The 24,372-nt window shown below is 70.4% G+C and carries 22 protein-coding genes and 1 tRNA gene; 12 read left to right on the top strand and 11 right to left on the bottom strand.

What is annotated here, in order from left to right; genetic code table 11:
* Positions 1–143: 143 nt before the first annotated feature.
* Positions 144–740, top strand: coding sequence for a histidine phosphatase family protein (locus M2163_RS20690; protein WP_280851316.1), 597 nt, complete (start codon positions 144–146; stop codon positions 738–740).
* Positions 741–889: 149 nt separating this feature from the next.
* On the opposite strand, the gene M2163_RS20685 is transcribed toward M2163_RS20690, so the two are convergent.
* Positions 890–2,296 (bottom strand): tetratricopeptide repeat protein, encoded by a 1,407-nt coding sequence (locus tag M2163_RS20685; RefSeq protein ID WP_280851317.1) that lies wholly within the window; start codon positions 2,294–2,296, stop codon positions 890–892.
* 266 nt (positions 2,297–2,562) lie between these two features.
* Between M2163_RS20685 and M2163_RS20680 the strand changes: the two genes are divergently transcribed.
* Positions 2,563–2,913: a hypothetical protein gene (locus M2163_RS20680; RefSeq protein ID WP_280851318.1), complete on the top strand. Its 351-nt coding sequence runs from the start codon at positions 2,563–2,565 to the stop codon at positions 2,911–2,913.
* Positions 2,914–3,007: 94 nt separating this feature from the next.
* Positions 3,008–3,877 (top strand): fused MFS/spermidine synthase, encoded by an 870-nt coding sequence (locus M2163_RS20675; protein ID WP_280851319.1) that lies wholly within the window; start codon positions 3,008–3,010, stop codon positions 3,875–3,877.
* A gap of 13 nt (positions 3,878–3,890) precedes the next feature.
* Here M2163_RS20675 and M2163_RS20670 read toward each other — a convergent pair whose 3' ends face one another.
* Positions 3,891–4,400 (bottom strand): hypothetical protein, encoded by a 510-nt coding sequence (locus M2163_RS20670; protein ID WP_280894682.1) that lies wholly within the window; start codon positions 4,398–4,400, stop codon positions 3,891–3,893.
* A 98-nt stretch (positions 4,401–4,498) separates the two neighbouring features.
* Between M2163_RS20670 and M2163_RS20665 the strand changes: the two genes are divergently transcribed.
* The 7 genes from M2163_RS20665 to M2163_RS20635 all read left to right on the top strand — a co-directional run bounded on the left by M2163_RS20665 (position 4,499) and on the right by M2163_RS20635 (position 12,869).
* The gene (locus M2163_RS20665; protein WP_280894681.1) at positions 4,499–5,203 is read left to right on the top strand and encodes a response regulator transcription factor; all 705 of its coding nucleotides are present in this window, start codon (positions 4,499–4,501) and stop codon (positions 5,201–5,203) included.
* Positions 5,200–6,597, top strand: coding sequence for a HAMP domain-containing sensor histidine kinase (locus M2163_RS20660; protein WP_280851322.1), 1,398 nt, complete (start codon positions 5,200–5,202; stop codon positions 6,595–6,597). Before M2163_RS20665 ends, M2163_RS20660 begins: the two co-directional genes overlap by 4 nt.
* A 74-nt stretch (positions 6,598–6,671) precedes the next feature.
* Entirely contained in the window at positions 6,672–8,153 is a 1,482-nt protein-coding gene (locus M2163_RS20655; protein WP_280894680.1) for a cellulose binding domain-containing protein, read from the top strand.
* Between the two features lie 200 nt (positions 8,154–8,353).
* Positions 8,354–9,658, top strand: coding sequence for an extracellular solute-binding protein (locus M2163_RS20650; protein ID WP_280851324.1), 1,305 nt, complete (start codon positions 8,354–8,356; stop codon positions 9,656–9,658).
* 12 nt (positions 9,659–9,670) lie between these two features.
* A complete protein-coding gene (locus M2163_RS20645; protein ID WP_280893604.1) occupies positions 9,671–10,645 on the top strand; it encodes a sugar ABC transporter permease in 975 nt (324 codons plus the stop codon).
* The gene (locus M2163_RS20640; RefSeq protein WP_280893605.1) at positions 10,642–11,529 is read left to right on the top strand and encodes a carbohydrate ABC transporter permease; all 888 of its coding nucleotides are present in this window, start codon (positions 10,642–10,644) and stop codon (positions 11,527–11,529) included. The genes M2163_RS20645 and M2163_RS20640 overlap by 4 nt, the downstream gene beginning before the upstream one ends.
* Before the next feature lie 26 nt (positions 11,530–11,555).
* On the top strand, positions 11,556–12,869 hold the full coding sequence (locus M2163_RS20635; protein WP_280894679.1) for a glycoside hydrolase family 36 protein: 1,314 nt from the start codon (positions 11,556–11,558) through the stop codon (positions 12,867–12,869).
* Positions 12,870–12,998: 129 nt separating this feature from the next.
* On the opposite strand, the gene M2163_RS20630 is transcribed toward M2163_RS20635, so the two are convergent.
* From M2163_RS20630 to M2163_RS20615, 4 genes are all read right to left on the bottom strand, one after another.
* Entirely contained in the window at positions 12,999–14,438 is a 1,440-nt protein-coding gene (locus tag M2163_RS20630; protein ID WP_280894678.1) for a GH1 family beta-glucosidase, read from the bottom strand.
* A gap of 122 nt (positions 14,439–14,560) precedes the next feature.
* Complete coding sequence (locus M2163_RS20625; RefSeq protein WP_280851329.1) at positions 14,561–15,454, bottom strand: carbohydrate ABC transporter permease; 894 nt, start codon at positions 15,452–15,454, stop codon at positions 14,561–14,563.
* The gene (locus M2163_RS20620; protein WP_280851330.1) at positions 15,451–16,479 is read right to left on the bottom strand and encodes a sugar ABC transporter permease; all 1,029 of its coding nucleotides are present in this window, start codon (positions 16,477–16,479) and stop codon (positions 15,451–15,453) included. The genes M2163_RS20625 and M2163_RS20620 overlap by 4 nt, the downstream gene beginning before the upstream one ends.
* Positions 16,476–17,801 (bottom strand): ABC transporter substrate-binding protein, encoded by a 1,326-nt coding sequence (locus M2163_RS20615; RefSeq protein WP_280851331.1) that lies wholly within the window; start codon positions 17,799–17,801, stop codon positions 16,476–16,478. Before M2163_RS20615 ends, M2163_RS20620 begins: the two co-directional genes overlap by 4 nt.
* A 355-nt stretch (positions 17,802–18,156) precedes the next feature.
* Here M2163_RS20615 and M2163_RS20610 point away from each other — a divergent pair, with 355 nt between their 5' ends.
* The gene (locus M2163_RS20610) at positions 18,157–19,212 is read left to right on the top strand and encodes a LacI family DNA-binding transcriptional regulator (RefSeq protein WP_280851332.1); all 1,056 of its coding nucleotides are present in this window, start codon (positions 18,157–18,159) and stop codon (positions 19,210–19,212) included.
* Positions 19,213–19,301: 89 nt separating this feature from the next.
* Here M2163_RS20610 and M2163_RS20605 read toward each other — a convergent pair whose 3' ends face one another.
* Positions 19,302–20,198, bottom strand: coding sequence for an SDR family oxidoreductase (locus tag M2163_RS20605; protein WP_280894677.1), 897 nt, complete (start codon positions 20,196–20,198; stop codon positions 19,302–19,304).
* 162 nt (positions 20,199–20,360) lie between these two features.
* Between M2163_RS20605 and M2163_RS20600 the strand changes: the two genes are divergently transcribed.
* The gene (locus tag M2163_RS20600; RefSeq protein WP_280851334.1) at positions 20,361–21,236 is read left to right on the top strand and encodes a LysR family transcriptional regulator; all 876 of its coding nucleotides are present in this window, start codon (positions 20,361–20,363) and stop codon (positions 21,234–21,236) included.
* 52 nt (positions 21,237–21,288) lie between these two features.
* On the opposite strand, the gene M2163_RS20595 is transcribed toward M2163_RS20600, so the two are convergent.
* The 4 genes from M2163_RS20595 to M2163_RS20580 form a co-directional block, all read right to left on the bottom strand.
* Positions 21,289–21,361, bottom strand: a tRNA-His gene (locus M2163_RS20595).
* Positions 21,362–21,437: 76 nt separating this feature from the next.
* Positions 21,438–22,040, bottom strand: coding sequence for an oligoribonuclease (gene orn, locus M2163_RS20590; protein ID WP_280894676.1), 603 nt, complete (start codon positions 22,038–22,040; stop codon positions 21,438–21,440).
* 154 nt (positions 22,041–22,194) lie between these two features.
* A complete protein-coding gene (locus tag M2163_RS20585; RefSeq protein WP_280851336.1) occupies positions 22,195–23,421 on the bottom strand; it encodes a helix-turn-helix domain-containing protein in 1,227 nt (408 codons plus the stop codon).
* Positions 23,422–23,807: 386 nt separating this feature from the next.
* The gene (locus M2163_RS20580) at positions 23,808–24,113 is read right to left on the bottom strand and encodes a hypothetical protein (RefSeq protein WP_280894675.1); all 306 of its coding nucleotides are present in this window, start codon (positions 24,111–24,113) and stop codon (positions 23,808–23,810) included.
* Positions 24,114–24,372 lie beyond the last annotated feature (259 nt).

The raw sequence follows: 24,372 nt of genomic DNA, 5'->3' as shown, positions 1-24,372 counted from the left end.
CGTATGTGCGGGCCCTCGTGGAGTACCCCCGAGCGGCGCCCCCGGCCCTCAAAGACGCTTCGATCGCCCGGCGGGTTGCCCGCCCTCAGGGTGCGCGATGATGGAGGGGTTCTGCCTCCGCTTTTCCCCGGAAAGGTTTCTCCATGGCACCGCGCATCCTGCTGGCCCGGCACGGACAGACCGAGTGGTCGCTGTCCGGCAAGCACACCGGCAGGACCGACGTACCGCTTCTGGAGGAGGGCCGGCGGGGCGCCAAGCTGCTCGGCGAGCGCCTGCACCGGGCCCCGTACGACGGCCTCGACGGAGTGGAGATCCGCACGAGCCCGCTGACACGCGCGCGTGAGACCTGCGAACTCGCCGGGTTCGGGGAGCGGGCGGCCACGTGGGACACGCTCATGGAGTGGGACTACGGCGCGTACGAGGGCATGACCCCGGACGAGATCCAGGCGGTGCGGCCCGGCTGGCTCATCTGGCGGGACGGCGTCCCCGAGGGGGAGTCGCTCACGGAGATCACGTCCCGCGCGGACGAGGTCGTCGCGTGGGCGCGGGCCGCGGACCGGGATGTGCTGATCTTCGCCCACGGGCACATCCTGCGGTCCATCGGGGCGCGGTGGCTGGGACTGCCGGTTGACTTCGCGGCACGGATACGGCTCAACCCGACGTCCCTTTCGGTGCTGGGCTGGGCCTACGGGGAGCCGGCGATCGAGAGCTGGAACGACTTGGGGCATCTGGGGTCGTAGGCGGGTGCGGCTGAGTGGGGGCTGGTCGCGCAGTTCCCCGCGCCCCCAAAGACGGTGGGTGCAGCTCGGCAAGCCGTGCCTGCATCCACACAGGGGCGCGGGGAACTGCGCGACCCGGCCCCACCGGCCCGCAGCCGAAGAACGACCCCTCACGCAGTCCGCGGCATCGACGCATGGCGTTCCAGGAACGCCGACACCCCCGACGCCCTCCGATGCGGCAGCAGCACCCTCGCCGTCGCCGCCAGCATCGTCTGGACGCGCGACGACTGGACCTCGCCCAGCAGCTCCAGCACCCGCAGTCCCGCCGCCGCACCCTCGTCGGGGTGGCCGCCGCGGGCCAGGTCGTCGGCGAGTTCGGCCGTGTACAGCGCGATGTTGCGGGTGAAGTGCGGGTCCTGCAGGGCCGCCGCCCGGCGGGCGTGCCGGGCGGCCCGGCGCCAGTCGCCCAGCGTGGACCAGCACTGCGCCTCCAGGCCCTCCAGCTCGGCCTCACCGTAGAAGCTCATCCACTCGGGGTCGGCGTCCGAGAGGCCTCGCTCGAAGTAGGCCTGCGCGCGGGCCAGGGCCTGTTCGCATCCGGTGCGGTCGGCGAGCCCCGCCCAGCCGCCCGCCTCGCGCAGCGCGAGCAGCGACATGAGCCGGGGCGATCCCAGGGGCCGGGCGACCCGCTGCGCGGCCTGCGCCGCCCGCACCGCCTCCCGTGGCCGTCCCGCGTCGCGCGCGAGGAAGGCGGTGTTGCAGAACGCGTGCGCCTCCAGGGCGTCGTCACCGGTCACCCGCGCCGTCGCGAGCGCCTCCGCGTAGTGCGAGCGGGCGTCGTCGAACCGTCCGGAGTCGTGTGCGAGCCAGCCCACCGAGATGGCGAGCTCCCCCGCGCCCGAGTGCAGCCGGTCGACGGTCGTCTGCCGGGTCGCGCCGGCGTCCAGGAGCGCGTAGGCGGCGCGCAGTGGAGCCGCCGCGCGCTGGTACAGGCCGTCCGCTCCGTGCCGGTCGTCGAGCAACCGGATCCTGCGCACGGCCTCTTCCAGGGCACCCGCCTCGCCCGTCCCCGCACGGCGGACCGGACGTCCGGCGGCCGTGGCGTCCAGGGCGAGCCCGATGGGGCCCAGTGAGGCGGCGGCGACGGTGGCGCCCCCGCCGGTCATGAATGCGCGACGCAGCACGTCGCTCTCCTCGTAGTTGTCGTACGTCTCGTCAGGGTCCTGCGTGTCTTGCGTGTCATACGGCTCGCACGTCCCCGGTGTCTCACCCGGGGTGCGGGGCCGGCGTCCGCGTACGGACGCGCGGGAGGCGAAGCCCAGGTCGGTGAGCGTGCGCCCGGGGAACATGTGCAGGAACACCCGTTCGTACGCGTAGTTGGGGCAGCGGATCTCGCCCGCCTCGACGCGGCCCACATAGCGCGCGTCGCAGCTGACGCTCTCGCCGATCTCGCGCGCGGCCCGTCGCACCGCCGCGGCGAACTCGGCCGGCGAGCGCTGTCCGCGCAGGCGCCGGAACGCGAGGTTCGGCCGCGGTGGTGTGGGGGGCTGGGACGAGGTCACCGTTGACGACGCCATGGCCGGGTCCTCTCGTGCGAACCGTCGAACCATGCCGGATGCAGGGGCGAGTTGACTGGTTTGTCAGTGTGACGCCCTGTTTCCGGCGGGCAAGAACGTACCTGCTGTGTCCGGGCCGCCATGCGGGGTTTGGCTACAAACCGGATATCTCATCCGCGATCCGCCATGAACTGCCATCCTTTGCGGCGGACTTCCGCCGTAGCCGTTGACGCCGGCGCGCGTTGGAACTGTTGGAGTCGGACGAGGGTTCCTTGATGGAGGCCGCGATGGAGATCAGCTGTGACGTGGTGACGGTCCCGACGCGACACGGCCTGGAGGCCGTCGACATCCTGCGGCGGGGGGTGGGGGAGGGCGTCGGACCCGTGCTGCACGACGACGGCGGTCAGACGCTGGGCTTCCTGGTGCCACCGGGAACGGCCGCGGCGTGGGACGTCCCGGGCAGTACGTGCACGGAGACGGACGGCCGGGGGCTACGGCCGGCTCCCGAGCCGCCGGTGGAGGGCTCTGACTGGCTGCTGCCACCAGGAGACGCGGACCTGGCGACGGACCCGGCGGTGCTGCGGGCAGCACTGGGCGAGGCGGCAAGACTGATCGAGGCCGCAGACAACTGCAGGTGACTGCACCTACCTGTTGAGGGGCGCGGGGAACCGCGCGATCAACCCCCACCGGCCCGCAGACGCGAGACGACCATCCGCCGCAGATAATGGCGTAGTGGGTAAGTCCAGGAACTCTCGCCGAAGCAACGCGGCTCCCGAAGCCGTCGTGGAACCCGTGGAGGGCGGTCTCGCCGAGCTCATCCCCGACCGCGAGCGCACGCACGCGTGGACGCTGCTCATCGACGGCGCCCCGCAGTCCCACGTGGACCTCGACGACCCGCGACACCTCTCCTTCGAGTACCAGCGCCGGCTCGGCCACGTCATCGACCTGGTCGCACCCCCCAACAAGCCCCTGCACGCCGTACACCTCGGCGGCGGCGCCCTCACCCTCGCCCGGTACCTCGCCGCCACCCGCCCCCGCTCCACCCAGCAGGTCGTCGAGCGGGACGCGGCCCTCGTGCAACTGGTGCGCCGGAAACTGCCGTTGGAGGCGACCGCACGGATAAGGGTGCGGTCCGTCGATGCCCGCGAAGGACTCGCCAAGGTCCCCGACGGATGGGCCGACCTCGTCATAGCCGACGTGTTCAGCGGAGCCAGGACCCCGGCGCACCTCACCTCGACCGAGTTCCTCGACGAGGTCCGCAGGGCGCTCGGGCCGGGCGGCTGCTACGCCGCCAACCTCGCCGACGGACCGCCGCTCGCCCACCTCCGCGGGCAGATCGCCACCGCCGCCGCCCGCTTCCCCGAACTCGCCCTGGTCGCCGACCCGACCGTGCTGCGCGGCAAACGCTTCGGCAACGCCGTCCTGGTCGCCTCCGACACCCCCCTGCCGATCGCCGAACTGACCCGCCGGGCCGCCTCCGACCCGCACCCCGGCCGCGTCGAACACGGCAAGGCGCTCCTCGACTTCACCGGAGGGGCCGCACCCGTGACGGACGCCGAGGCGGTCGCCTCACCGGCGCCACCGCCCTCGGTGTTCCGCTGAGGGTCCCGCTGACTCAGTACGTGCCGATCTCCACCCGCGGCGGACCGTCGTGCCAGGTGCAGAAGACCGACACCCGGTCCGCGCCCGAGGAGAACTCCACCCGGATCCACGACTCCGTCTTCCACACCTGCATCGACCACCCCGTGCCCGGCGTCGCGGACACCAGGGTCGCCGACTTCTCGCCGAGGTCGAAGACCGCGCGGCCACCGTCGGTGTCGTAGCTCCTGACCCGACCGGAGGCGGTGGGGGAGGGGCTCTTCGAGGACGGGGCAGGTTGCGCGGTCGTGGCCCTCGGCGTCGGTGCGGGGCTCTTCGACGGGGTCGTCCGCCCGCTGGGCGTCGGCGTCGGGGACGCCAGCGGCTTCGACTCCTGCGTGGTCGCCTCGGCCGCCGTGATGGGCAGGGCGCGCGGCGGGTCGTAGGCCGTGCCCGCCATGACCGTGTGAACACCCCACCACGACAGCGTGACCGCCGCGCCCGTGGCGAGCAGCCAGGCCAGTACGTGTACGAGTCCTCTGCGCATCGCCCGCCATACTGCCTCACGTGCCCCACGGGCCGCACCCGGACTGAGTTGTCCACAGGCCCCGACCGTGCTCGCCCGAATCGCGTACGGTGCGGCGCATGGCAAGTGTGCTCGTGGTCGAGGACGACCAGTTCGTGCGCTCGGCGCTCATCCGGCACCTGACCGACGCCGCACACACCGTGCGCAGCGTCGGGACGGCACTGGAGGCGCTGCGCGAGGTCGCCCATTTCCGTTTCGACGTGGTGATCCTGGACCTCGGTCTGCCCGATCTCGACGGGTCCGAGGCCCTGAAGATGCTGCGCGGGATCACCGACGTCCCGGTCATCATCGCCACCGCGCGCGACGAGGAGACGGAGATCGTCCGCCTGTTGAACGCCGGGGCGGACGACTACCTCACCAAGCCCTTCTCGGTCGAACACCTCTCCGCCCGGATGGCCGCCGTCCTACGACGGTCCCGGGCCGCGGGCGGTGACGCGCCGCCCGGGACCGTGCTGCGCGTCGGCGGCCTGAGCGTCGACCCGCTGCGCCGCCAGGCCGAACTGGACGGTGTCCGACTCGACCTCACCCGGCGCGAGTTCGACCTGCTCGCCTTCCTGGCCGCCCGCCCAGGAGTGGTCGTACCCCGCAAGGAGCTCCTCGCGGAGGTCTGGCAGCAGTCCTACGGCGACGACCAGACGATCGACGTCCATCTGTCCTGGCTCAGGCGCAAGTTGGGCGAGACCGCCGCCCAGCCCCGCTATCTGCACACCCTGCGGGGCGTAGGCGTGAAGCTGGAACCACCCGGTGGGGGGCTGCCGCTGTGAGATGGGCTCTCGTCAAGGTCTGCCTGGCGGTCACCACCATGGTCGTGGTCGCCTTCGCCATCCCGCTCGGTCTCGTCATCAAGGAGATGGCCCGGGACCGCGCGTTCTCCAACGCCGAGCGGGAGGCGGCCGCCGTCGCCCCGGCCCTGTCCATCACCACCGACCGGGACCAGCTGGAGCGGGTCGTCGCCTCCGCGGGCTCGGACTCCGGGATGGCCGTCCACATACCGGCGGCCGGGGGCCAGCGGGCCGTGGACATCGGACGCCCCCGGGCCGCCGCCGACGACATCGCGACCGTGCGCAGACTGGGCCGTGCCTCCACCACCGAGGTGCCCGGCGGCTCCACCCTGCTCCAGCCGGTCGCGCTCAGCTCCGGGCAGATCGCCGTCGTCGAGGTGTACGTCCCCGAGTCCGAGGTCAGCAACGGCGTCGCCACCGCCTGGGCGGTCCTCGCCGGCGTCGGCATCGCGCTCGTCGTCGGCTCGGTCGCGGTCGCCGACCGGCTCGGCGTGCGGATGGTGCAGCCCGCGCAGAAGCTCGTCGAGGGTGCCCACGAACTGGGAGAGGGGAAGCTGGGCGCGCGGGTGCCGGAGGAGGGGCCGACCGAACTCAGGCTGGCGGCCGTCGCGTTCAACTCCATGGCCGACCAGGTGGTCCAACTGCTGGCGAACGAACGGGAGCTGGCCGCGGACCTGTCCCACCGGCTGCGCACCCCGCTGACCGTGCTGCGGCTCAACGCGGCCTCGCTCGGGGACGGTCCGGCCGCCGAGCAGACCCGGGCGGCGGTCGCCCAGCTGGAGCGCGAGGTCGACACCATCATCCGCACCGCCCGGGAGGCCAAGCCGCAGACCGCGGCCGCCGGGCCCGGCGCCGGGTGCGACGCGGCCGAGGTGGTCCGGGAGCGGATGGGGTTCTGGTCGGCGCTCGCCGAGGACGAGGGCCGCAAGTGGCGCGTGGCCGGGGCCGACCGGCCGGTGCGCATACCCGTGGCCAGGGCGGACCTCGCCGCCGCCCTCGACGCCCTGCTCGGCAATGTCTTCCGGCACACCCCGGAGGGCACGGCCTTCGCGGTCGACGTGCACAACGGCGAGGACGCGGTGATCGTGCTCGTCTCCGACGCCGGCCCCGGCATCCGCGACCCCGAGGCCGCCATGGCACGCGGACGGGGGTCCGGCAGCACCGGGTCGACCGGGCTCGGGCTCGACATCGTGCGGCGGCTCGCCGAGGCGACGGGAGGGGACGTACGGATCGGGTCGTCGGTGCTGGGCGGCACCGAGGTGCGCATCTGGATCCAGCTGGACGGGCGGGAACCGGTGCGCCGGGGGCACCGGGTGCGCAGACGCCGGACGGGCAGACTGGTCTCGACCTTTAACCGACCCCGATCCCTTCCTTAAGCGCGCCCTAAGATCCTCAACGCCCGCCCTGATCAGGCTTTTTGCCCGATTCGGGATCGCTAGCGTGCCGCGGCATGAGCATGCATCGGCGCAAGGTGAGCAACAGGAGCAAGGTGATCGGCGGGGTCGTCGCCGCGGCCGTGGCCGGAGGTGGCGCGGTCCTCGTCTCCGGCACCGCCCAGGCGGCCGGGATCGGCGCCGCGTACACGAAGACCAGTGACTGGTCGACGGGATACACCGCCCAGTACGTCGTGACCAACAACAGCGGGTCGGCGGACCGGGACTGGAAGCTGGAGTTCGACCTGCCCTCGGGGTCGCGACTGAGCTCGCTGTGGAACGCCGAGTCCTCGGTGAGCGGCCGGCACGTGACCGTGACCTCGGCGAAGTGGGACACCGACGGGCTGGCGCCCGGCGAGTCGGTCACCGTCGGCTTCGTGGTCAACGGCACGGCGGATCCGACCGGTTGTCTCGTCGACGGCGCCAAGTGCTCCGCCGACGACACCGCGACCCCGCAGCCCACCGGCCGCCCGACCCAGTCCGCCACACCCACGGCCACGCCCACATCCACGACGACACCGACACCGACACCGACCGCCACCGCGACCCCCACGGCCTCGCCCTCGCAGAGCACGGGCACGGGCACGGGCACGGGCACCGGCAACGCCACCGCCGGCTTCGCCCCCTACGTCGACACCTCGCTCTACCCCGCCTTCGACCTCCTGGCCGCCGCCGACGCGACCGGAGTGAAGAACTACAACCTCGCCTTCGTCACCGACGGCGGCGGCTGCACCCCCAAGTGGGGCGGGGTGAGCGACCTCGCGAACGACGCCGTGGCCGCGCAGATCGGTGCGCTGCGGGCGAAGGGCGGTGACGTCCGGGTCTCCTTCGGCGGCGCCTCCGGCTCCGAGCTGGCCACCACCTGCTCCTCGGCGGACGCGCTGGCGGCGGCGTACGGGAAGGTCGTGGACGCCTACGGCCTGACCAAGGTCGACTTCGACGTGGAGGGCGGGGCGCTGCCGAACACGGCCGCGAACACCCGCCGCGCCCAGGCGATCGCCAAGATCCAACAGAATCACCCGGGCCTGGACGTCTCGTTCACCCTCCCCGTGATGCCCGAGGGCCTCACCCAGGACGGTGTGAACCTGCTCGCGAACGCCAAGTCCAACGGTGTGGGCATCGACACCGTCAACATCATGGCGATGGATTACGGTGCCTCGTACAGCGGCGACATGGGCACGTACGCCGAGCAGGCCGCCACCGCCACCCAGGCGCAGGTCAAGAGCGTCCTCGGGCTGTCCGACAGCGCCGCCTGGAAGGCCGTCGGCGTCACGCCGATGATCGGTGTCAACGACGTGGCGTCGGAGATCTTCAAGGTCGAGGACGCGACCCAGCTGGTCGCGTTCGCCAAGGCGAAGGGGCTGGGCCCGCTGTCGATGTGGTCCGCGACCCGGGACAAGCAGTGCCCCGGCGGTGCGCAGCCCTCCGCGGACGCGACCTGCAGCTCGGTCGTCCAGGGCGCGTTCGCCTTCTCGAAGGCCTTCGCCGCCTACAACTGAACCGGTCGCCGACGAGGCTCCTGGGTCACCGGTAGGCAGGGATGTCGGTCACGTTTCGACAAATCGGGTCGATAGCTATTGACGCATGACCTGACATACCGCTGTCATTGCGCCACCGTGTTCGGTCAAGTTGGTTTCTGGTCGATTACGACTGGTCTCCGAATCCCTCCATGACTGAACCCTGCCTTCAGGAGCCGTCCATGCGTGACCTCTCGTCCTCCCTCCCCTCGCCCAGTCGTCGTGGTGTGCTCAAGGGGGTGGGTGGTGCTGCTCTGCTGGGTGCCGGGATACCCCTGTTGAGTGCGTGTGGCGGCAGTGGTGGTTCGTCGGACCCGAAGACGGTCTCGTTGGGGTCGAACCAGTCGGATGCGGTGCCGAAGAAGGCGTACGGGGAGATCTACACGGCGTTCACGAAGCAGTCGGGGATCACGGTCAAGGTCAACACGAAGGACCACAACACGTTCCAGGAGCAGATCAACTCGTATCTGCAGGGCACGCCGGACGATGTGTTCAACTGGTTCGCCGGGTACCGGATGCAGTTCTTCGCTCAGAAGGGGCTGGCCTCTCCGATCGACGAGGTGTGGGAGAAGATCGGCGGGAACTTCCCGGACGCGATGAAGAAGCTGTCCAAGGGGGCGGACGGCAAGTACTACTTCGTGCCGCTGGTGACGTATCCGTGGGCGGTGTTCTACCGCAAGAGCGTCTTTGCGCAGTACGGCTATGAGGTGCCCGCCACCTGGGATCAGCTGGTGGCGTTGTGCAAGCAGATGAAGAAGGACAAGCTGGTGCCGATCGCGTTCGGGGACAAGGACGCCTGGCCGGCGATGGGCACCTTCGACCAGCTCAACTTCCGTATCAACGGCTACGACTTCCATGTGGAGCTGATGGCGGGCAAGGCGTCGTGGACGGATGCGAAGGTCAAGAACGTCTTCGATCACTGGGCGGAGCTGCTGCCTTACCACCAGGACGGTTTCATGGGCCGTACCTGGCAGGACGCGGCCCAGACGCTGGTGGCGAAGAAGGCCGGCATGTATGTGCTGGGCACGTTCGTGGCGCAGCAGTTCAGCAACAAGGCGGACCTGGACGATCTGGACTTCTTCGCTTTCCCGGAGATCAATGCGGCGTTCGGGCAGGACACGGTGGAGGCGCCGGCCGACGGGTTCATGGTGAGCAAGGCGCCCAAGAACAAGGCGGGTGTCACCAAGCTGCTGGAGTTCTTGGGCACGGCGGAGGCGGAGCAGATCTACCTCAAGTCCGACACGAGTGTGGTGGCCGCTTCCAACAAGGCCGACACCTCCTCGTACACGCCGTTGCAGAAGAAGGCGTACGAGATGATCACGGGGGCCAAGAGCCTGACGCAGTTCATGGACCGGGACTCGCGGCCGGACTTCACCTCCACGGTGATGCAGCCCTCGTTGCAGAAGTTCCTGCAGAACCCCAAGGGCGTGGACGGTGTGCTGTCCTCGATCGAACGCCAGAAGAAGACGATCTTCGCGTCCTCCTGAGCTGAGCGGCCCATGACTACCGACATCACCACCGAGAACCCGCAGGCGGCCGCCGTGCCGCCTGCGGGCGCTGCCCCCCGCAAGGTGCCCCGCGGGCACCGCCGTCTGCTGACCCGCCGGGACCGGATCACGCTCGCCTTCATGGCGGGGGTGCCCACCGTCTTGCATGTGGCGCTGGTGTGGGTGACCGCGCTGGCCTCGATCGCGCTGGCCTTCACCAGCTGGGACGGGATCGGCTTCGACTCCATCCGGTGGGTGGGGCTGGACAACTTCCGTCAGCTGTTCACCGACAACCCGCAGTTCTGGCCCGCCCTCGAGCACAACATCATCTGGTTCGTGGTGCTCATCTGCATCCCCACCCCGCTGGGCCTGTTTTTGGCGGTGCAGCTGGACAAGAAGATCCGTTTCTCCCGCATCTACCAGACCGCGTTCTTCCTGCCGGTCGTGGTCTCCCTCGCGGTCACCGGCTTCGTGTGGCAGCTCGTCTACAACCCCGACACCGGCCTGATCAACAGCCTCATCGGCGCCAACAAGCCCGGCCACTACATCGACTGGATCGGCGACCCCGACCTGAACCTGTGGGCCGTACTGATCGCCGCGTCCTGGCGCCACACCGGCTACATGATGATCCTCTACCTCGCCGGGCTGAAGGGCGTGGACCCCTCCCTGCGGGAGGCGTCCTCCCTGGACGGCGCCAACGAGTGGCAGACCTTCAAGAACGTCATCTTCCCCACCCTGCGCCCCACCAACACCGTCGTCCTGGTCGTCACCATCATCGAGGCCCTGCGCGCCTTCGACCTGGTCTTCGTCTTCAACAAGGGCGCCCAGGGCACCGAACTGCTGTCCATCCTGATCACCAACAACATCATCGGCGAGTCCAGCCGGATCGGCTACGGCTCCGCTATCGCCGTCGTCCTGCTGCTGATCTCCCTCGTCGTGATCATCCCCTACCTGATCGCGACCTTCCGCAAGGAGCGGCGCGCATGAGCACCCTGACCGCGCCGGCCAAGCAGCGCACCCCCCTGCGCCCGGCCCGCATCCTGCTGCACACCTTCCTCGTCATCACCGCGCTGGCCTGGCTCGCCCCCCTGCTGTGGGCGGTCTTCGCCGCCCTGCGCCCCTACTCCGAGACCAGCACCAAGGGCTACGTGTCCTGGCCGGACACACTGAGCTGGGACAACTTCACCAACGCCTTCCAGCAGTCCGACATGCTGCACTACTTCGGCAACACCCTGCTCATCGCGATCCCCGCCGTGCTGCTGACCCTGCTGGCCTCCTCCATGGTCGCCTTCTACGTCTCCCGCTTCGACTTCCGCCTCAACCTCTTCCTGCTGCTGGTCTTCACCGCCGGCAACCTGCTGCCCCAACAGGTCATCATCACCCCGCTGTACCGCATGTACCTGCTCATCGATCTGCCCGGCATCACCATGAGCGGCAAGCTCTACGACTCCGCCCTCGGCCTGGTCCTCATCCACGTCGCCTTCCAGTCCGGGTTCTGCGCCTTCGTCCTGTCCAACTACATGCGCATGCTCCCCCACGAACTCACCGAAGCCGCCCTCGTCGACGGCGCCTCGGTATGGCGCATGTACTGGCAGATCGTCCTGCCCCTGTGCAAACCCGCCATGGCCGCCCTGGCCACCCTGCTGTCCATCTGGATCTACAACGACTTCTTCTGGGCCATCGTGCTGATCTCCACCGGCGAGAACATGCCCATCACCTCCGCCCTGAACAACCTCTCCGGCCAGTACTTCACCGACCCCAACCTCATCGCCGCCGGCGCCCTCCTCACCGCCATCCCCACCCTGATCGTCTACTTCGCGCTCCAACGCCAGTTCGTCAGCGGACTGACCCTCGGCGCCAACAAGGGCTGATCGCCCTCACCTGAGAGAGAACCACCGTGCCCCACCCCTTCACCCCGCTCACCTCCGTGTCCGTGGACCCGCGCAGGGCCCGCGTCCACGAGGAGGGCTGGCAGTCCTGGAGCCCCAGCGGCACGTACGCCCTCGGTGACAAGCCGTACCGCCCGACGAACGACAACTGGGCGACGGTCTGTTACCGGCCCGGCGTCACCGTGCCCGACGGCACCTTCCAGGGCGAGGGGCTGCTGGCGCTCGACCCGGGCGACGGATCCCCGGTGCGGCTGTGGGCGGCGGCGGACCCCACGCGTGAGGTCCCGTCGATCCGCCTGACCGTGGACGGCACCACCGCCCAGGTGGCCGCCGACGGCCCGGTGAAGGAGTTCACGGGCACGGACATCCGGACGACACTGGCCGAGTGGGCCGCCGGGCTCGGGGTCGAGGCCCCCCGCCCGGCGCCCACCGTCTGGTGCTCCTGGTACGAGTACTTCACCAGCGTCACCGAGGACGACATCCACGAGAACCTCCGTGCGATGGACACCCTCGACCTGCCCGTCGACGTCGTGCAGATCGACGACGGCTACCAGAAGGCCCTCGGCGACTGGCTCGCCCTCTCCGGCCGCTTCCGCTCCCGCGCGGGCATCGCCGACGCGATCCGGGCGCGGGGCCGCAGGGCCGGCATCTGGACGGCCCCCTTCCTGGTCGACCCGGCCAGTGACCTGGCCGCCGAGCACCCCGACTGGCTGGTCGAGGACCTCGACGGAGGCTTCCTGCACGCCGGCCGCAACTGGGGCCACGACCTGTGCGTCCTGGACACCACCCACCCCGCGGCGGCGGAGTACCTGGCGTCGGTCTTCAGGACCCTGGTCGCCGAGGGCTACGACTACTTCAAGGTCGACTTCCTGTACGCGGGGGCGCTGGAGGGCGTACGGCACTCCTCGGCGGACGCGCTCACGGCGTACCGCTCGGGCATCGGCCTCATTCGCGAGGCCATCGGCGAGGACGCCTACCTGCTCGGCTGCGGTGCGCCGGTCCTGCCCTCCATCGGCCTGTTCGACGCGATGCGGGTCAGCCCCGACACGGCCCCGCACCGCCGCCCCGAGGCCGGCGACTTCAGCCAGCCCGGCCAGGATCCGGCCGAGTTCACCGGCGCCGGCCGCCAGTGGCAGCACGGCCGCCTGTGGGTCAACGACCCCGACTGCCTGATGGCCCGCCCGGCCGTGGAGACACGGGAACGCTGGGCCGCCCACGTGGAGGCCACGGGCGGCCTGATGGCATCGAGCGACCGCCTGCTGTCCCTGGACCAGTGGGGCGTGGAAACCACCCGCCGCCTGCTCGGCGGAGACGTCCGGTGATCCCGTAGGACGAGAAACCGCTGGAAGAGGGGCCGATCTCGCGCTGTCCCCTGACTGAGCGGGACGCGGTGGGGCGCGGCACCCCCCTCGGCTGCCGCGCCCCCTCCCCGTCCCCCGGCTCCGCGATGGTCACGGGATGCTGTGGACCTCCGGGAGCGTGCCCGTGCGGGCGGCCCGGCCGTACCAGAGGGCACTGGACTTGGGTGTCCGTTCCAGCGTGGTGTAGTCGACGTAGACCGCGCCGAATCGCTTCTCGTAGCCGTACGCCCACTCGAAGTTGTCCAGCAGGGACCACAGGTAGTAGCCGCGGACGTCCGCGCCGTCGGTGATCGCGCGGCGGACCGCGGCGAGGTGGCCGTGCAGGTAGGCGACCCGGTCGGGGTCGTGGACGCGGCCGTCGGGGTCGGGCTTGTCGTCGTAGGCCGCGCCGTTCTCCGTGATGTAGAGGGGCAGGCCCGGAGCCTCCCGCGTGTAGCGCATGATCAGGTCGTGCAGGCCGGTCGGGTCGATCGTCCAGCCCATCTCCGTGCGCTCGCCCGGCGTCTGGTGGAAGGTGACGTCGTCCGCGCCGGGCCAGGGGGAGTGGTCGCTGCTGCCGTGGCCGTCGGCGCGCGGGGCGTTGGCGTTCGGATCGGCGGCCGAGACCAGCGCGGGCGTGTAGTAGTTGAGGCCCAGCGCGTCCAGCGGCTGGTGGATCAGGGCGAGGTCGCCGTCCTCGACGAACGACCAGTCCGTGATCGCCTCCGTCGCCGTGAGCAGCGTCTGCGGATACGCCCCGTGCAGGATCGGCCCGTGGAAGATGCCGTTGGCCAGGTCGTCTATCTTCTGCGCCGCCGCCAGGTCCGCCGCGTCCTGCGAGAGGGGCCGGACGACCGAGGAGTTGAGGCTGAGCGCCACCGTGTTGCGGGCCGGCATCGAGGCGCGCAGGGCCGAAGTGCCCAGGCCGTGCGCCAGGTTGAGGGTGTGCGCCGCCCGCAGCGAGGCCGCCGGGTCGGTGCGGCCGGGTGCGTGCACGCCGGAGGCATAGCCCAGGAAGGCCGCGCACCAGGGCTCGTTGAGGGTGATCCACTGCTCCACCCGGTCGCCGAGCGCCTCTCCCACGATCTGCGCGTACTCCGCGAACCGGTACGCCGTGTCGCGCTCCGGCCAGCCGCCCGCGTCCTCCAGCTCCTGGGGCAGGTCCCAGTGGTAGAGCGTCACGGCCGGCTTGATGCCGTGCGCGAGGAGCTCGTCCACCAGCCTGCGGTAGAAGTCCAGGCCGCGCTGGACCGCGGGGCCGCGGCCGGTCGGCTGCACCCGGGACCAGGAGATCGAGAAGCGGTACGCCGTCAGGCCCAGGTCGGCCATGAGCGCCACGTCGTCGCGGTAGCGGTGGTAGTGGTCGACAGCGATGTCACCGTGGTCGCCGCCGGCGGTCTTGCCCGGGGTGTGGCTGAAGGTGTCCCAGATGGAGGGCGTACGGCCGTCCTCCCGCACCGCCCCCTCGATCTGGTACGCGGAGGTCGCGGCACCCCAGAGGAAGGCGGGGGGAAAGGTCACCGGGGTCTCCGGCGATGCGGAATCAGGCATGGAAGCGCTCCCATCGGAGGTCAGGAAAGACCGGCTGATAGAGGGGGGAGGGGGAGTGGTGGGGGCCGGAGCAGCGCCGGTCCGGCCCCGGGCGGCGTCAGGGGGAAGCCGTACGGTGGGCGTCAGCCCTTGATCGCGCCCTGCATGATGCCGCCCACGATCTGCTTGCCGAACAGCAGGAAGGCGATCAGCAGCGGCAGCGTGCCGAGCAGCGCGCCCGCCATGATCACGGCCTGGTCGGGGACATAGCCGGTGCCGAGCGAGTTGAGGGCCACCTGCACGGTCGGGTTCTGCTGGTTCAGGGCGATGATCGGCCACAGGAAGTCGTTCCAGGCGAACACGAAGGTCAGCAGCCCGAGCACCGCCATCGCGGGCCGCGCCGCCGGGAAGACCACGTGCCACACCACCCGGATACTGCTCGCCCCGTCCACCCGGGCCGCCTCGATCAGCTCGGTGGGCAGCGCCTGCACCAGGTACTGGCGCATGAAGAACGTACCGAAGGCCGTCACCAGGGTCGGCAGGATGACCGTCTGGAGCTGGTTCGACCAGCCGAGGTCCGCCATCCACAGATACAGGGGTACGACCGCCAGCTGCGGCGGGATCATCATCGTGCCGATGGTCAGCAGCAGCAGGAAACCGGAGAACCTGAACTGCAGCTTGGCGAAGGCGAACCCGGCGAGCGTGGAGAACAGCACGGTGCTGACCGTGATGGCGCCCGCCACGACCACGCTGTTCACCATGGCGGTGCCCAGTCCGGCCTCGTCCCACGCGGTCTGCATGTTCTTGAACAGGTTCCCGCCGAACCACAGCGGGGGCGGCGTCTCGGCGAGCCTGCGGTCGGTCCGCGAGGCGGCGATGGCCGTCCACACCAGGGGCGCCAGCGAGACCAGCGCGAAGACCGCCAGGACCAGGTAGGTGGCCGGGCCGGCGTGCAGCTGCTTGCCCGCGCCCATCACCCGACGGGACCTGCGCCCCTCCTTACCGGCCTGAGGCAACGTCAGTTCACTGGTGGTCATTGGGACTTCCTCAGCCGTCGGGTGACCAGCAGATTGATCGCGGCGATGATCAACAGGATCAGGAACATCGACCAGGCGATCGCGGATGCCTTGCCGAGGTTGCCGATGATCCAGCCCTGGTCGTACATGTACAGGCCGAGCGTCTGGTACTGGTGCTCGGAGCCGCCCTTGGAACCGCTCACCCCGCCGAACAGCAGGGGCTCACCGAAGAGCTGGGTCGCGCCGATGGTGGACACCACCACCGTGAACAGGATGGTCGGCCGGAGCTGCGGAACCGTCACATGCCGGAACTGCTGCCAGCGGTTGGCCCCGTCGATCGCCGCCGACTCGTACAGGTCGGCCGGGATGGCCTGCATCGCCGCGAGGTAGATCAGCGCGTTGTAGCCGGTCCACCGCCAGATCACGATCGAGGAGACCGCGAACTGCGAACCCCAGTCCGACTCACGCCAGTTGATCGGGTCGATCCCGACGAAGTCGAGGAGCCAGTTGACCATGCCGCCGTCCCACGAGTACAGCAGCGTGAAGACGAGGGTCGCCGCCGCCACCGAGGTGGCGTACGGGGTCAGCATCACGACCCGCCACACGGTCGAGCCGCGCAGCTTGTAGTTGAGCAGGTGGGCCAGGCCGATGGCCGCCATCAGCTGCGGCACGGTCGAGATGACACCGATGGTGAAGGTGTTCTTGAGGGCGTTCCAGAAGAAGTCCGAGCTGAGCAGGTTCTTGTAGTTGTCCAGGCCCGCCCAGGTCTGGGTGTCCAGCGAGGACAGCTGCACGTTGTGCAGCGAGTACCAGGCCGTGTACAGCAGTGGGACCAGCGAGAACGCACCGAAGGTGATGAAGAAGGGGGCGATGAACACGTACGGAGACGCCTTCATGTCCCAGCGGTACAGCCGGCTGCGCCAGGGGCCCTTGCCCTCGGGCGGCGTACCGCGACCGTCAGCGCCCCGGGCCGCGCCCGGCTGGGAGCCGGGCGCGGCCTCGACGCTCGACGCGGGATGCGCGAGTGCCTGCTTGGGGCTTGTCACTGGCCGAGCACGTCCTTGATCTCGTTCGTGGCAGCGTCCCAGCCCTGCTCGGGGGACTTGCCCTTCTGCTCGACCTGGAGGATGCCGATGTCGGTCAGCGCGGTGTTGATCGGCTGGTCCTTGACGCCGAAGACCTGCGCCGGGATCGTCTTCGCCGAGTCGGAGAAGATCTGGGTGATCGGCGCGTTGCTGAAGAACTCCGTGGTGGCCGTGGCCGGCTTCAGGGAGGAGTACGCCGACGGGGTCGACGGGAAGCTGGCCTGCTTGGCGAAGACCTTGGCCTGCTGCTCGGGCGCGGTCAGCCACTTCGCGAGCTCGACGGCCTCCTTCTGGTGCTTGCTCGCCGTCGGCACGCCGATGAACGAGCCGCCCCAGTTGCCCGCGGTCGGCGCGGCCGCCACGTCCCACTTGCCCTTGCCGGCCTCACCGGACTTCTCCTGGATGTAGCCGATCATCCAGGCGGGGCAGGCCACGGTGGCGAAGGAGGCGTTCGCGTAGCCCTGGTCCCACGGCTTGTCGAACTGCTTGAGCTTCGCCGACATGTTGCTGGTGGCCACGGACATCGCGACGTCCCAGGCGTTCTTCACGCCCTTGGACTTGTCCCAGACGACCTCGCCGCTCTTGTCGTAGTAGCGCTCGCTCTCACCGTTGAGCACCGCGTTGTACACGGAGGAGGCGGAGTCCACGAACTTGGTGCCGCTCGGGGCCTTCTTCATGTACTGCTTGCCGAGGTCGACGTACTTGTTCCAGTCGCCCTTCCACTGCGCGGCGAGCTTGGTGCGGTCGGTCTCCAGACCGGCCTTCTCGAACAGGTCCTTGCGGTAGCAGATCGCCATCGGGCCGATGTCGGTGCCGAGTCCGATGAGCTTGCCGTCCGGGGTGGTGGCCTGGGCGTTCTTCCAGTCCAGCCACTGCGACTTGTCGACGTCCTTGCCGAGGTCGACGAACTTGGCGCCCTGCGTCTGCACGGCCTCGGTGATGTTGCCGACCTCGATGGCCTGGATGTCGTCGGTGCCGGAGCCGGCCTGGAGCCGGGTGAGGACCTTCGGCCAGTAGACGTCGGTACGGGTGGTGACGTTCTCCTTGATGGTGATGTCGGGGTGTGCCTTCATGTACTCGTCGTACAGACCGGCCTGCTTGTAACCGAAGACCCCGAAGGTGCCGATGGTCAGCGTGGTCTTGCCGCCTCCGGCGTTGTTGCCCGAGTCCGACGAGTCGCCGTCGTCCGAGTCGCCGGCACAGCCTGCCAGCACCCCCGTGGTCAGTGCGGCGACGGCCGCCAGGGCCAACAGCCGGTGGGACCGGCGGGTAGTCGTGCGCATTGCGTCCTCCTGTTGCCTGACGTGCCGACCCCCCGGCCAACTGCGTTGTTGGACCCGTTAGTTCATGCTGCGGCTCGGGCGGGGAACGTGCGGGATATTTATGTGTCAGGTACCGTGGGAGCGCTCCCACATGTGATGTGTTGAAGGTTCGCGGGTCGGAGCCGGGGTGTCAAGGGAGTCGGCAACGGGAGATGCGTTCAGTTATCAGCCTGTTAACTGGACCCGCTCGGCACGGCCGCCGCTCGCCCTCGTGGCCCTGCGGTGCGGGGGCGGTGGCCCCCGCGACGGTCACGTCCACACGCGGGACTGTTAAATTCCAGGCCAGCTTAGATACACGGTGGGAAGGGCGGAGCCCATGGCAAGCCACGGAGCGCGGAGCCGGAGCGGTGGCCGGCCCACCCTTGAGGAGGTCGCCGCGCGCGCCGGCGTCGGCCGCGGGACCGTTTCCCGGGTGATCAACGGCTCGCCCCGGGTCAGTGACGCCACGCGTGCCGCGGTCGAGGCGGCGGTGGCGGAACTGGGGTACGTCCCGAACACGGCCGCGCGCGCCCTGGCGGCCAACCGCACGGACGCCATCGCGCTGGTCGTGCCCGAACCGGAGACGCGGTTCTTCGCGGAGCCGTACTTCTCGGACATGCTCAAGGGCGTCGGCGCCGAGATCTCGGACACCGAGATGCAGCTCCTGCTGATCTTCGCGGGCAGCGACCGCGAGCGCCGCCGACTGGCCCAGTACCTGGCCGCCCACCGCGTCGACGGCGTCCTGCTGGTGTCGGTCCACGCCGACGACCCGCTCCCCGACCTGCTGTCCCAGCTGGAGATCCCCGCGGTGATCAGCGGCCCGCGCTCGGCGGCCGAGACGCTCCCGTCGGTGGACTCCGACAACTACGGCGGCGGCCGCTCGGCCGTGGAGCACCTGCTGGCCGGGGGCCGCCGCACGATCGCGCACATCACCGGCCGCCTCGACGTGTACGGCGCCCAGCGGCGCGTCGACGGTTACCGGGACGCGCTGCTCGACGCGGGCCACGAGGTGGACGAACGCCTCATCGAGCCCGGTGACTTCACCGAGGAGGGCGGCCGCCGGGCGATGACGAAGCTGCTGGCCCGCCGCCCCGACCTGGACGCGGTCTTCGCCGGCTCGGACGTCATGGCGGCCGGCGCCCGTCAGGTGCTGCGCGAGGAGGGCCGCGGCATCCCCTCGGACGTGGCCCTGGTCGGCTACGACGACTCGGCCATAGCCCGCCACATGGACCCGCCCCTCACCAGCGTCCGCCAGCCCATCGAGGAGATGGGCCGCCGCATGATCGACCTCCTCCTCTCGGAGATCGCCGACCGCCGCCCGGCGGTGTCCCGGGGCCTGGAGCGCCGGCAGGTGGTCCTGGCCACCGAGCTGGTGCACCGGACGTCGTCCTGACCTGGTGCGTCAAGAGGTTGAACGCAAGGATCTCCGACCGGCCCGGCGGCGTACGGGAGTCGGAGGCATGACGGAGGGTGCCGTAGCGCTCAGGCCGTCCTGAAGTAGTGGCCCGCCTCCAGGTCCGGGAGCAGCGCGGGGTGTTCCGGCCGCCACCCCAGCAGCTTGCCGGTGAGCGCGGCCGACGCCCGCATGTCGACGGCGGCGAAACGGCCGAGCCAGCCGAAGTGGTCGGTCGCCCGTTCGGGCGCCACACGCGTGACCGGTACGCCGAGCCCCTGCCCGATCGTCTCGGCGATCTCGCGGAACGGCACCCCCTCGTCGCCGATCGCGTGCAGCCGTACACCCACCGGGGCCTGCTCCAGCGCCAGCCGGAACAGACGGGCCGCGTCGAACCGGTGGACGGCCGCCCAGCGGTTGGAGCCCTCGCCCACCATGGCGGAGACGCCCTTCTCCCGCGCGAGGTCGATGAACATGGGCACGAAGCCGTAGTCGCCCTCGCCGTGCACGCTCGGCGGGAGCCGCAGCACGGACGCGCTCACCCCGTGTTCGGCGAGCGCGAGGGTCGCGACCTCCGAGGCGAGCCGGTGCCCGCCGGGGGAGTCCGGGTCGGCCGGGTCCTCCTCGGTGCCGACGCGCCCCGGCGCGGTCAGCAGCCCCGAGGTGACCACGAAGGGCTTGCCGGTGCCTTCGAGGGCCTCGCCGATGGCCCGTATCGCCCCGAGGTCGGCCTCGCCCGAGGCGGTCAGGTTGCTGAAGTCGTGGATGAAGGCCAGGTGGGCGACCCCGTCGGCCGCCTCGGCACCCCGGCGCAGACTGTCGGGGTCGGTCAGGTCCCCGTGGTGCACCTCCGCTCCCGCGGCCTTCAGCGCTCGTTCGGACCGGTCCGAACGGGCCAGGCCCACGACCTCGTGCCCGGCGCCGAGGAGCTCGCGGGTGACGGCGGAACCGATGAAGCCGGTCGCACCGGTGACAAATACACGCATGGTGATCCTTCGTAGTGACGGTGAATGCCCCTCCAGCGTGCGAAGCCGGGGCCGCGACCGTCCAAAGCCTGTTTCGTATGACGCAATACGAATGAGGCATCACCGCAGGTGAGCGGTGCCATGTCCGGACAGGAGCCCTCGACGTGGGCGTACGCTTCAGGCATGACCGACCTCGACCTCCGGCTGGTCCGGTACTTCACGGCCGTGGCCGAGCACCGGCACTTCGGGCGGGCCGCCGACGCGCTGCACATCACGCAGCCGTCGCTGAGCCGGCAGATCCGGCGGCTGGAGCAGCAACTGGGCGCACGGCTCCTGGAGCGGACCCCGCAGGGCAGCCGGCTCACCGAGGCGGGCGAGGTCTTCCTGCCCCGGGCGAGAGCGCTGCTGCGTTCGGCGGACCAGGCGGCGAGCCTCGCCCGGGCGGCCGCCGAGCCGAGCCGGATCACCGTCGGGTACACGGCGGGGATCATCGTCACCCCGGCGGTGCGTGCCCTGCGCGAGCGCTTCCCGGACGCCGACGTCAGGACCGCGCACGTCGACTGGACCGAGCGGACGACCGTCCTGTCCGAGCTCAAGGCCGACGTCCTGGTGACCCGGCTGCCGTTCCCGACCGAGGGGGCGCAGGTGACGGTCCTCTACGAGGAGCCCCGGGTGCTGCTGCTTCCCGTCGGCCACCGTCTCGTGGGCAAGGAGTCCGTCACCCTCGACGACATCGCGGACGAGCCGCTGGTCCGGGTGGCCGATCCGGCCTGGAACGCGTACTGGCGCATCGACCCGCGCCCGGACGGCCGGCCGGCACCCGACGGGCCCCTGGCCGACGCCCTGGAGGACAAGTTCGAACTCATCGCCTCCGGACAGGCCCTGGCCATCACGGCGTTGCCCCGGGCCGGCGCGCTGCGCCCCGATGTCACCGCGGTCCCGCTGCACGGGGTGGAGCCGGCCCATGTGGTCCTCGCGAGCCGCGCCGAGGACCGGAGCCGGCTGGTCGCGGCCTTCCGCAAGGTGGCGCGGACCGTCCTGAAGTCACCCGGCCGCTGAAACGACCTCAGCCGGTGATCCTGTCTCCAGGATCACCGGCTGAGGTGATGAGGGTGAGTGACGGGACTCGAACCCGCGGCATCCTGGACCACAACCAGGTGCTCTACCAGCTGAGCTACACCCACCATGTTCGGCTGTCCTGGTTTCCCCGACCGGCCGAGAAAAAGTGTACAGGGTCCGAAGGGGTGCTCGCGCACGGGTTTACTGCGCAGGCAGAACGTGCTTCGCGGCGATCGTCTTCGCGGTGTCGGAGTCGGGTCCGGGCTGCGGGACGAAGATCGCCTCGCGGTAGTAGCGCAGCTCCGCGATGGACTCGCGGATGTCGGCGAGGGCGCGGTGGTTGCCGTTCTTGTCCGGGCTGTTGAAGTAGGCACGGGGGTACCAGCGCCGGGCGAGCTCCTTGACGGAGCTGACGTCCACGATCCGGTAGTGGAGGTAGTCCTCCAGGGTGGGCATGTCCCGGAGCAGGAAACCGCGGTCGGTGCCCACGGAGTTGCCGCACAGCGGGGCCTTGCCGGGCTCCTTGACGTGCTCGCGGACGTAGGCGAGGACCTGCTCCTCGGCGTCGGCGAGGGTCGTGCCGCCGGGCAGCTCCTCGAGCAGTCCGGACGCGGTGTGCATCTGACGCACCACCTCCGGCATCGTCTCCAGCGCCTGGTCCGGCGGGCGGATGACGATGTCCACACCGTCGCCGAGCACGTTGAGCTCGGAGTCGGTGACGAGGGCGGCAACCTCGATGAGAGCGTCGTCGGACAGCGAGAGGCCGGTCATCTCGCAGTCGATCCACACCATGCGATCGTTCATGCGACCACCCTAAAGCTGAGGTCGGCTTTTGGTGCGGCCGGTACCGGGGTCGGCGTACCAGGGGGCTGCCGCCCCCGGACCCCCGTTTCGGCCCCGAAAGGGCCTCGTCCTCAAACGCCGGACGGGCTGAGGTGCCCGCCCGGCGTCGAGAGAGTCACGCTCCGCTGCGCTGGCCCGGAAGACCCACCCGGCCGGTGGCGTACAGTTCGCGGCCGTTGTCCGAGGGCGGGCCCACGGGGGCCGGGGTGCGGCGGGTCTGGAGCGGTACGGGGCCGCTGTCCGGGTGCAGTTGCACCGGCGGGCTGGGCGCGGGACCCGTCGGGCCTCCCATCGGGGCGTCGCTGTCCACCGGCTTGTCGCCCTGCGGACGGCGGGCCCGGTACGCGGCCCGGTAGGCGGCCGGGGACGAGCCCAGCTGCCGCCGGAAGTGCCCGCGCAGGGCGACCGGCGAGCGGAAGCCGCAGCGCCCCGCGACCTCGTCCACCGAGTAGTCCGACGTCTCCAGGAGCCGCTGCGCCTGGAGCACCCGCTGGGTGATCAGCCACTGCAGAGGGGCCGAGCCCGTCAGCGAGCGGAACCGGCGGTCGAACGTACGACGGCTCATGTACGCCCGCGCCGCCAGCGTCTCCACGTCGAACTGCTCGTGGAGGTGCTCCAGCGCCCAGGCGACGACCTCGGCGAGCGGGTCGGCGCCGATCTCCTCTGGTAAAGACCTGTCGAGGTAGCGCTCCTGACCGCCCGAGCGGCGGGGCGGGACCACGAGCCGGCGGGCCAGCGCGCCGGCCGCCTCGTTGCCGTGGTCCGTCCGCACGATGTGGAGACAGAGGTCGATTCCGGCCGCGGTACCGGCCGAGGTCAGTACGTCGCCGTCGTCCACGAAGAGCTCTCGTGGATCCACGTGCACCGACGGATAGCGCTTGGCCAGCGTCGGCGCGTACATCCAGTGGGTCGTCGCGGGGCGGCCGTCCAGCAGGCCCGCCGCCGCCAGCACGAAGGCGCCGGTGCACAGTCCTACTATGCGGGCGCCCTCCTCGTGCGCCCGGCGCAGTGCGTCGAGCGCCTCCTCCGGTGGCGGAGAAGTGATCGAGCGCCAGGCCGGTACGACGACCGTGCCCGCGCGTGAGATCGCTTCCAGGCCATGCGGTGCGGTGAGTTCCAGGCCCCCTGTGGTCCGCAGGGGGCCTTCCTCGCCGCCGCACACCAGAAGGCGGTAGCGCGGCACGCCGGCGTCCTGGCGGTCAATCCCGAACACCGACAAAGGTATGGAACTCTCGAAGATGGGGCCGCCGCTGAACAGCAGCACCGCGACGATCTCCTTGCGGCGTCGCCCGGAAAGCTTCCGGGCCGCGGCTTCCGGCGCGGCAGTGGAGTCGTGGCTCATGCTGCTAAGCCCCCCTCGGTGGTCGCGGCACCCTCTACCTTTCGGGTCTGTCGCTCCAACACGTTTCCCCTCGGTCCTGCACGAGTCCCCCGCCGTAAGACGTCAAGATCGAATCTACTGTGTCCCGTGCTGTCGGCGTGACCAGTTCGTCATCCGGCAGATTGTCGACTTGGCAACTTGGCGTAAAGCATTCGATCACGAAGCGTTGCACTCGTGGGCCGTGCAGGGAAGTGCGCCTTGTGGCGGTGGCTAATCCACGTAGGGTGCGCAGGGCCCCGGACACCCTATCCGTGCAGGTGGAACGGGGGTTGGGGGGTGCTTGGACCAAGGGACACGCCCAACGCGGAAGTTGGCTGAAAAGAATCGTCGCGGTGCACGGAAACCGGTCAGCCGACCGGTGTATTTCCCCCGGTGTGCCGACCGCCTCGACGGCCCCCGTTGCCGCTCCTGTGATGACGGCCACGACGGGGTGTCCGCTCCTCGGCGGGCGGGTGGGCCGCGCCGCGCTCCGACTGGCGCAGGAGGATACGGCAGACGGCCGTGACGGCGGCGAGGCCGAGGGCGGTGCCCGTCGCGCCGGCCAGCGAGGTGCCGTACCAGACGAGCACCACGGGGACGAGGACGCAGCTGAAGGCCGCCCAGCGGACCACGTCGGTGCTGGAGTCCTCGGAGGGCGGTCGGTGTCCGGTCATCGCGTGCTCCCTGGGGCGTCTCCCGGCGGCGTGGCTCACGGGTTCAACGCCTGTTCGACCCTTCGGTCACTGTGTCGAGGGGCCGTCCGGGGGGGGGGGCGTCCGGTGTCCCGGGGCAAGGACGGCGGCGTGAATCCTGTGCAAACCGCCTGTACAACGCAGCAACCATTGCGTTACGGGCGGCCCCTCGTGCATGCTCCCTGGAACCCCCACGCCATGGGGGGCGGGCTCTGGGCTAAGGAGGCTTGCCGCCGTACCC

The sequence above is a fragment of the Streptomyces sp. SAI-135 genome, from assembly GCF_029893805.1.
In the GTDB taxonomy this organism is placed as follows: domain Bacteria; phylum Actinomycetota; class Actinomycetes; order Streptomycetales; family Streptomycetaceae; genus Streptomyces.
The sequence above is the reverse complement of the archived record's forward strand: the minus strand, read 5'-3'. Positions and strand labels throughout refer to the sequence as shown.

Excerpts from the sequence above, each read along its gene's own strand:
- M2163_RS20625 (WP_280851329.1), bottom strand. The coding sequence starts at position 15,454 with ATGACCACCAGTGAACTGACGTTGCCTCAGGCCGGTAAGGAGGGGCGC.
- M2163_RS20680 (WP_280851318.1), top strand. The coding sequence starts at position 2,563 with ATGGAGATCAGCTGTGACGTGGTGACGGTCCCGACGCGACACGGCCTG.
- M2163_RS20615 (WP_280851331.1), bottom strand. The coding sequence starts at position 17,801 with ATGCGCACGACTACCCGCCGGTCCCACCGGCTGTTGGCCCTGGCGGCC.
- M2163_RS20580 (WP_280894675.1), bottom strand. The coding sequence starts at position 24,113 with ATGACCGGACACCGACCGCCCTCCGAGGACTCCAGCACCGACGTGGTC.
- M2163_RS20605 (WP_280894677.1), bottom strand. The coding sequence starts at position 20,198 with ATGCGTGTATTTGTCACCGGTGCGACCGGCTTCATCGGTTCCGCCGTC.
- M2163_RS20690 (WP_280851316.1), top strand. The coding sequence starts at position 144 with ATGGCACCGCGCATCCTGCTGGCCCGGCACGGACAGACCGAGTGGTCG.
- M2163_RS20650 (WP_280851324.1), top strand. The coding sequence starts at position 8,354 with ATGCGTGACCTCTCGTCCTCCCTCCCCTCGCCCAGTCGTCGTGGTGTG.
- M2163_RS20670 (WP_280894682.1), bottom strand. The coding sequence starts at position 4,400 with ATGCGCAGAGGACTCGTACACGTACTGGCCTGGCTGCTCGCCACGGGC.
- M2163_RS20600 (WP_280851334.1), top strand. The coding sequence starts at position 20,361 with ATGACCGACCTCGACCTCCGGCTGGTCCGGTACTTCACGGCCGTGGCC.
- M2163_RS20655 (WP_280894680.1), top strand. The coding sequence starts at position 6,672 with ATGAGCATGCATCGGCGCAAGGTGAGCAACAGGAGCAAGGTGATCGGC.
- M2163_RS20685 (WP_280851317.1), bottom strand. The coding sequence starts at position 2,296 with ATGGCGTCGTCAACGGTGACCTCGTCCCAGCCCCCCACACCACCGCGG.
- M2163_RS20640 (WP_280893605.1), top strand. The coding sequence starts at position 10,642 with ATGAGCACCCTGACCGCGCCGGCCAAGCAGCGCACCCCCCTGCGCCCG.
- M2163_RS20630 (WP_280894678.1), bottom strand. The coding sequence starts at position 14,438 with ATGCCTGATTCCGCATCGCCGGAGACCCCGGTGACCTTTCCCCCCGCC.
- M2163_RS20585 (WP_280851336.1), bottom strand. The coding sequence starts at position 23,421 with ATGAGCCACGACTCCACTGCCGCGCCGGAAGCCGCGGCCCGGAAGCTT.
- M2163_RS20610 (WP_280851332.1), top strand. The coding sequence starts at position 18,157 with ATGGCAAGCCACGGAGCGCGGAGCCGGAGCGGTGGCCGGCCCACCCTT.
- orn (WP_280894676.1), bottom strand. The coding sequence starts at position 22,040 with ATGAACGATCGCATGGTGTGGATCGACTGCGAGATGACCGGCCTCTCG.
- M2163_RS20645 (WP_280893604.1), top strand. The coding sequence starts at position 9,671 with ATGACTACCGACATCACCACCGAGAACCCGCAGGCGGCCGCCGTGCCG.
- M2163_RS20665 (WP_280894681.1), top strand. The coding sequence starts at position 4,499 with ATGGCAAGTGTGCTCGTGGTCGAGGACGACCAGTTCGTGCGCTCGGCG.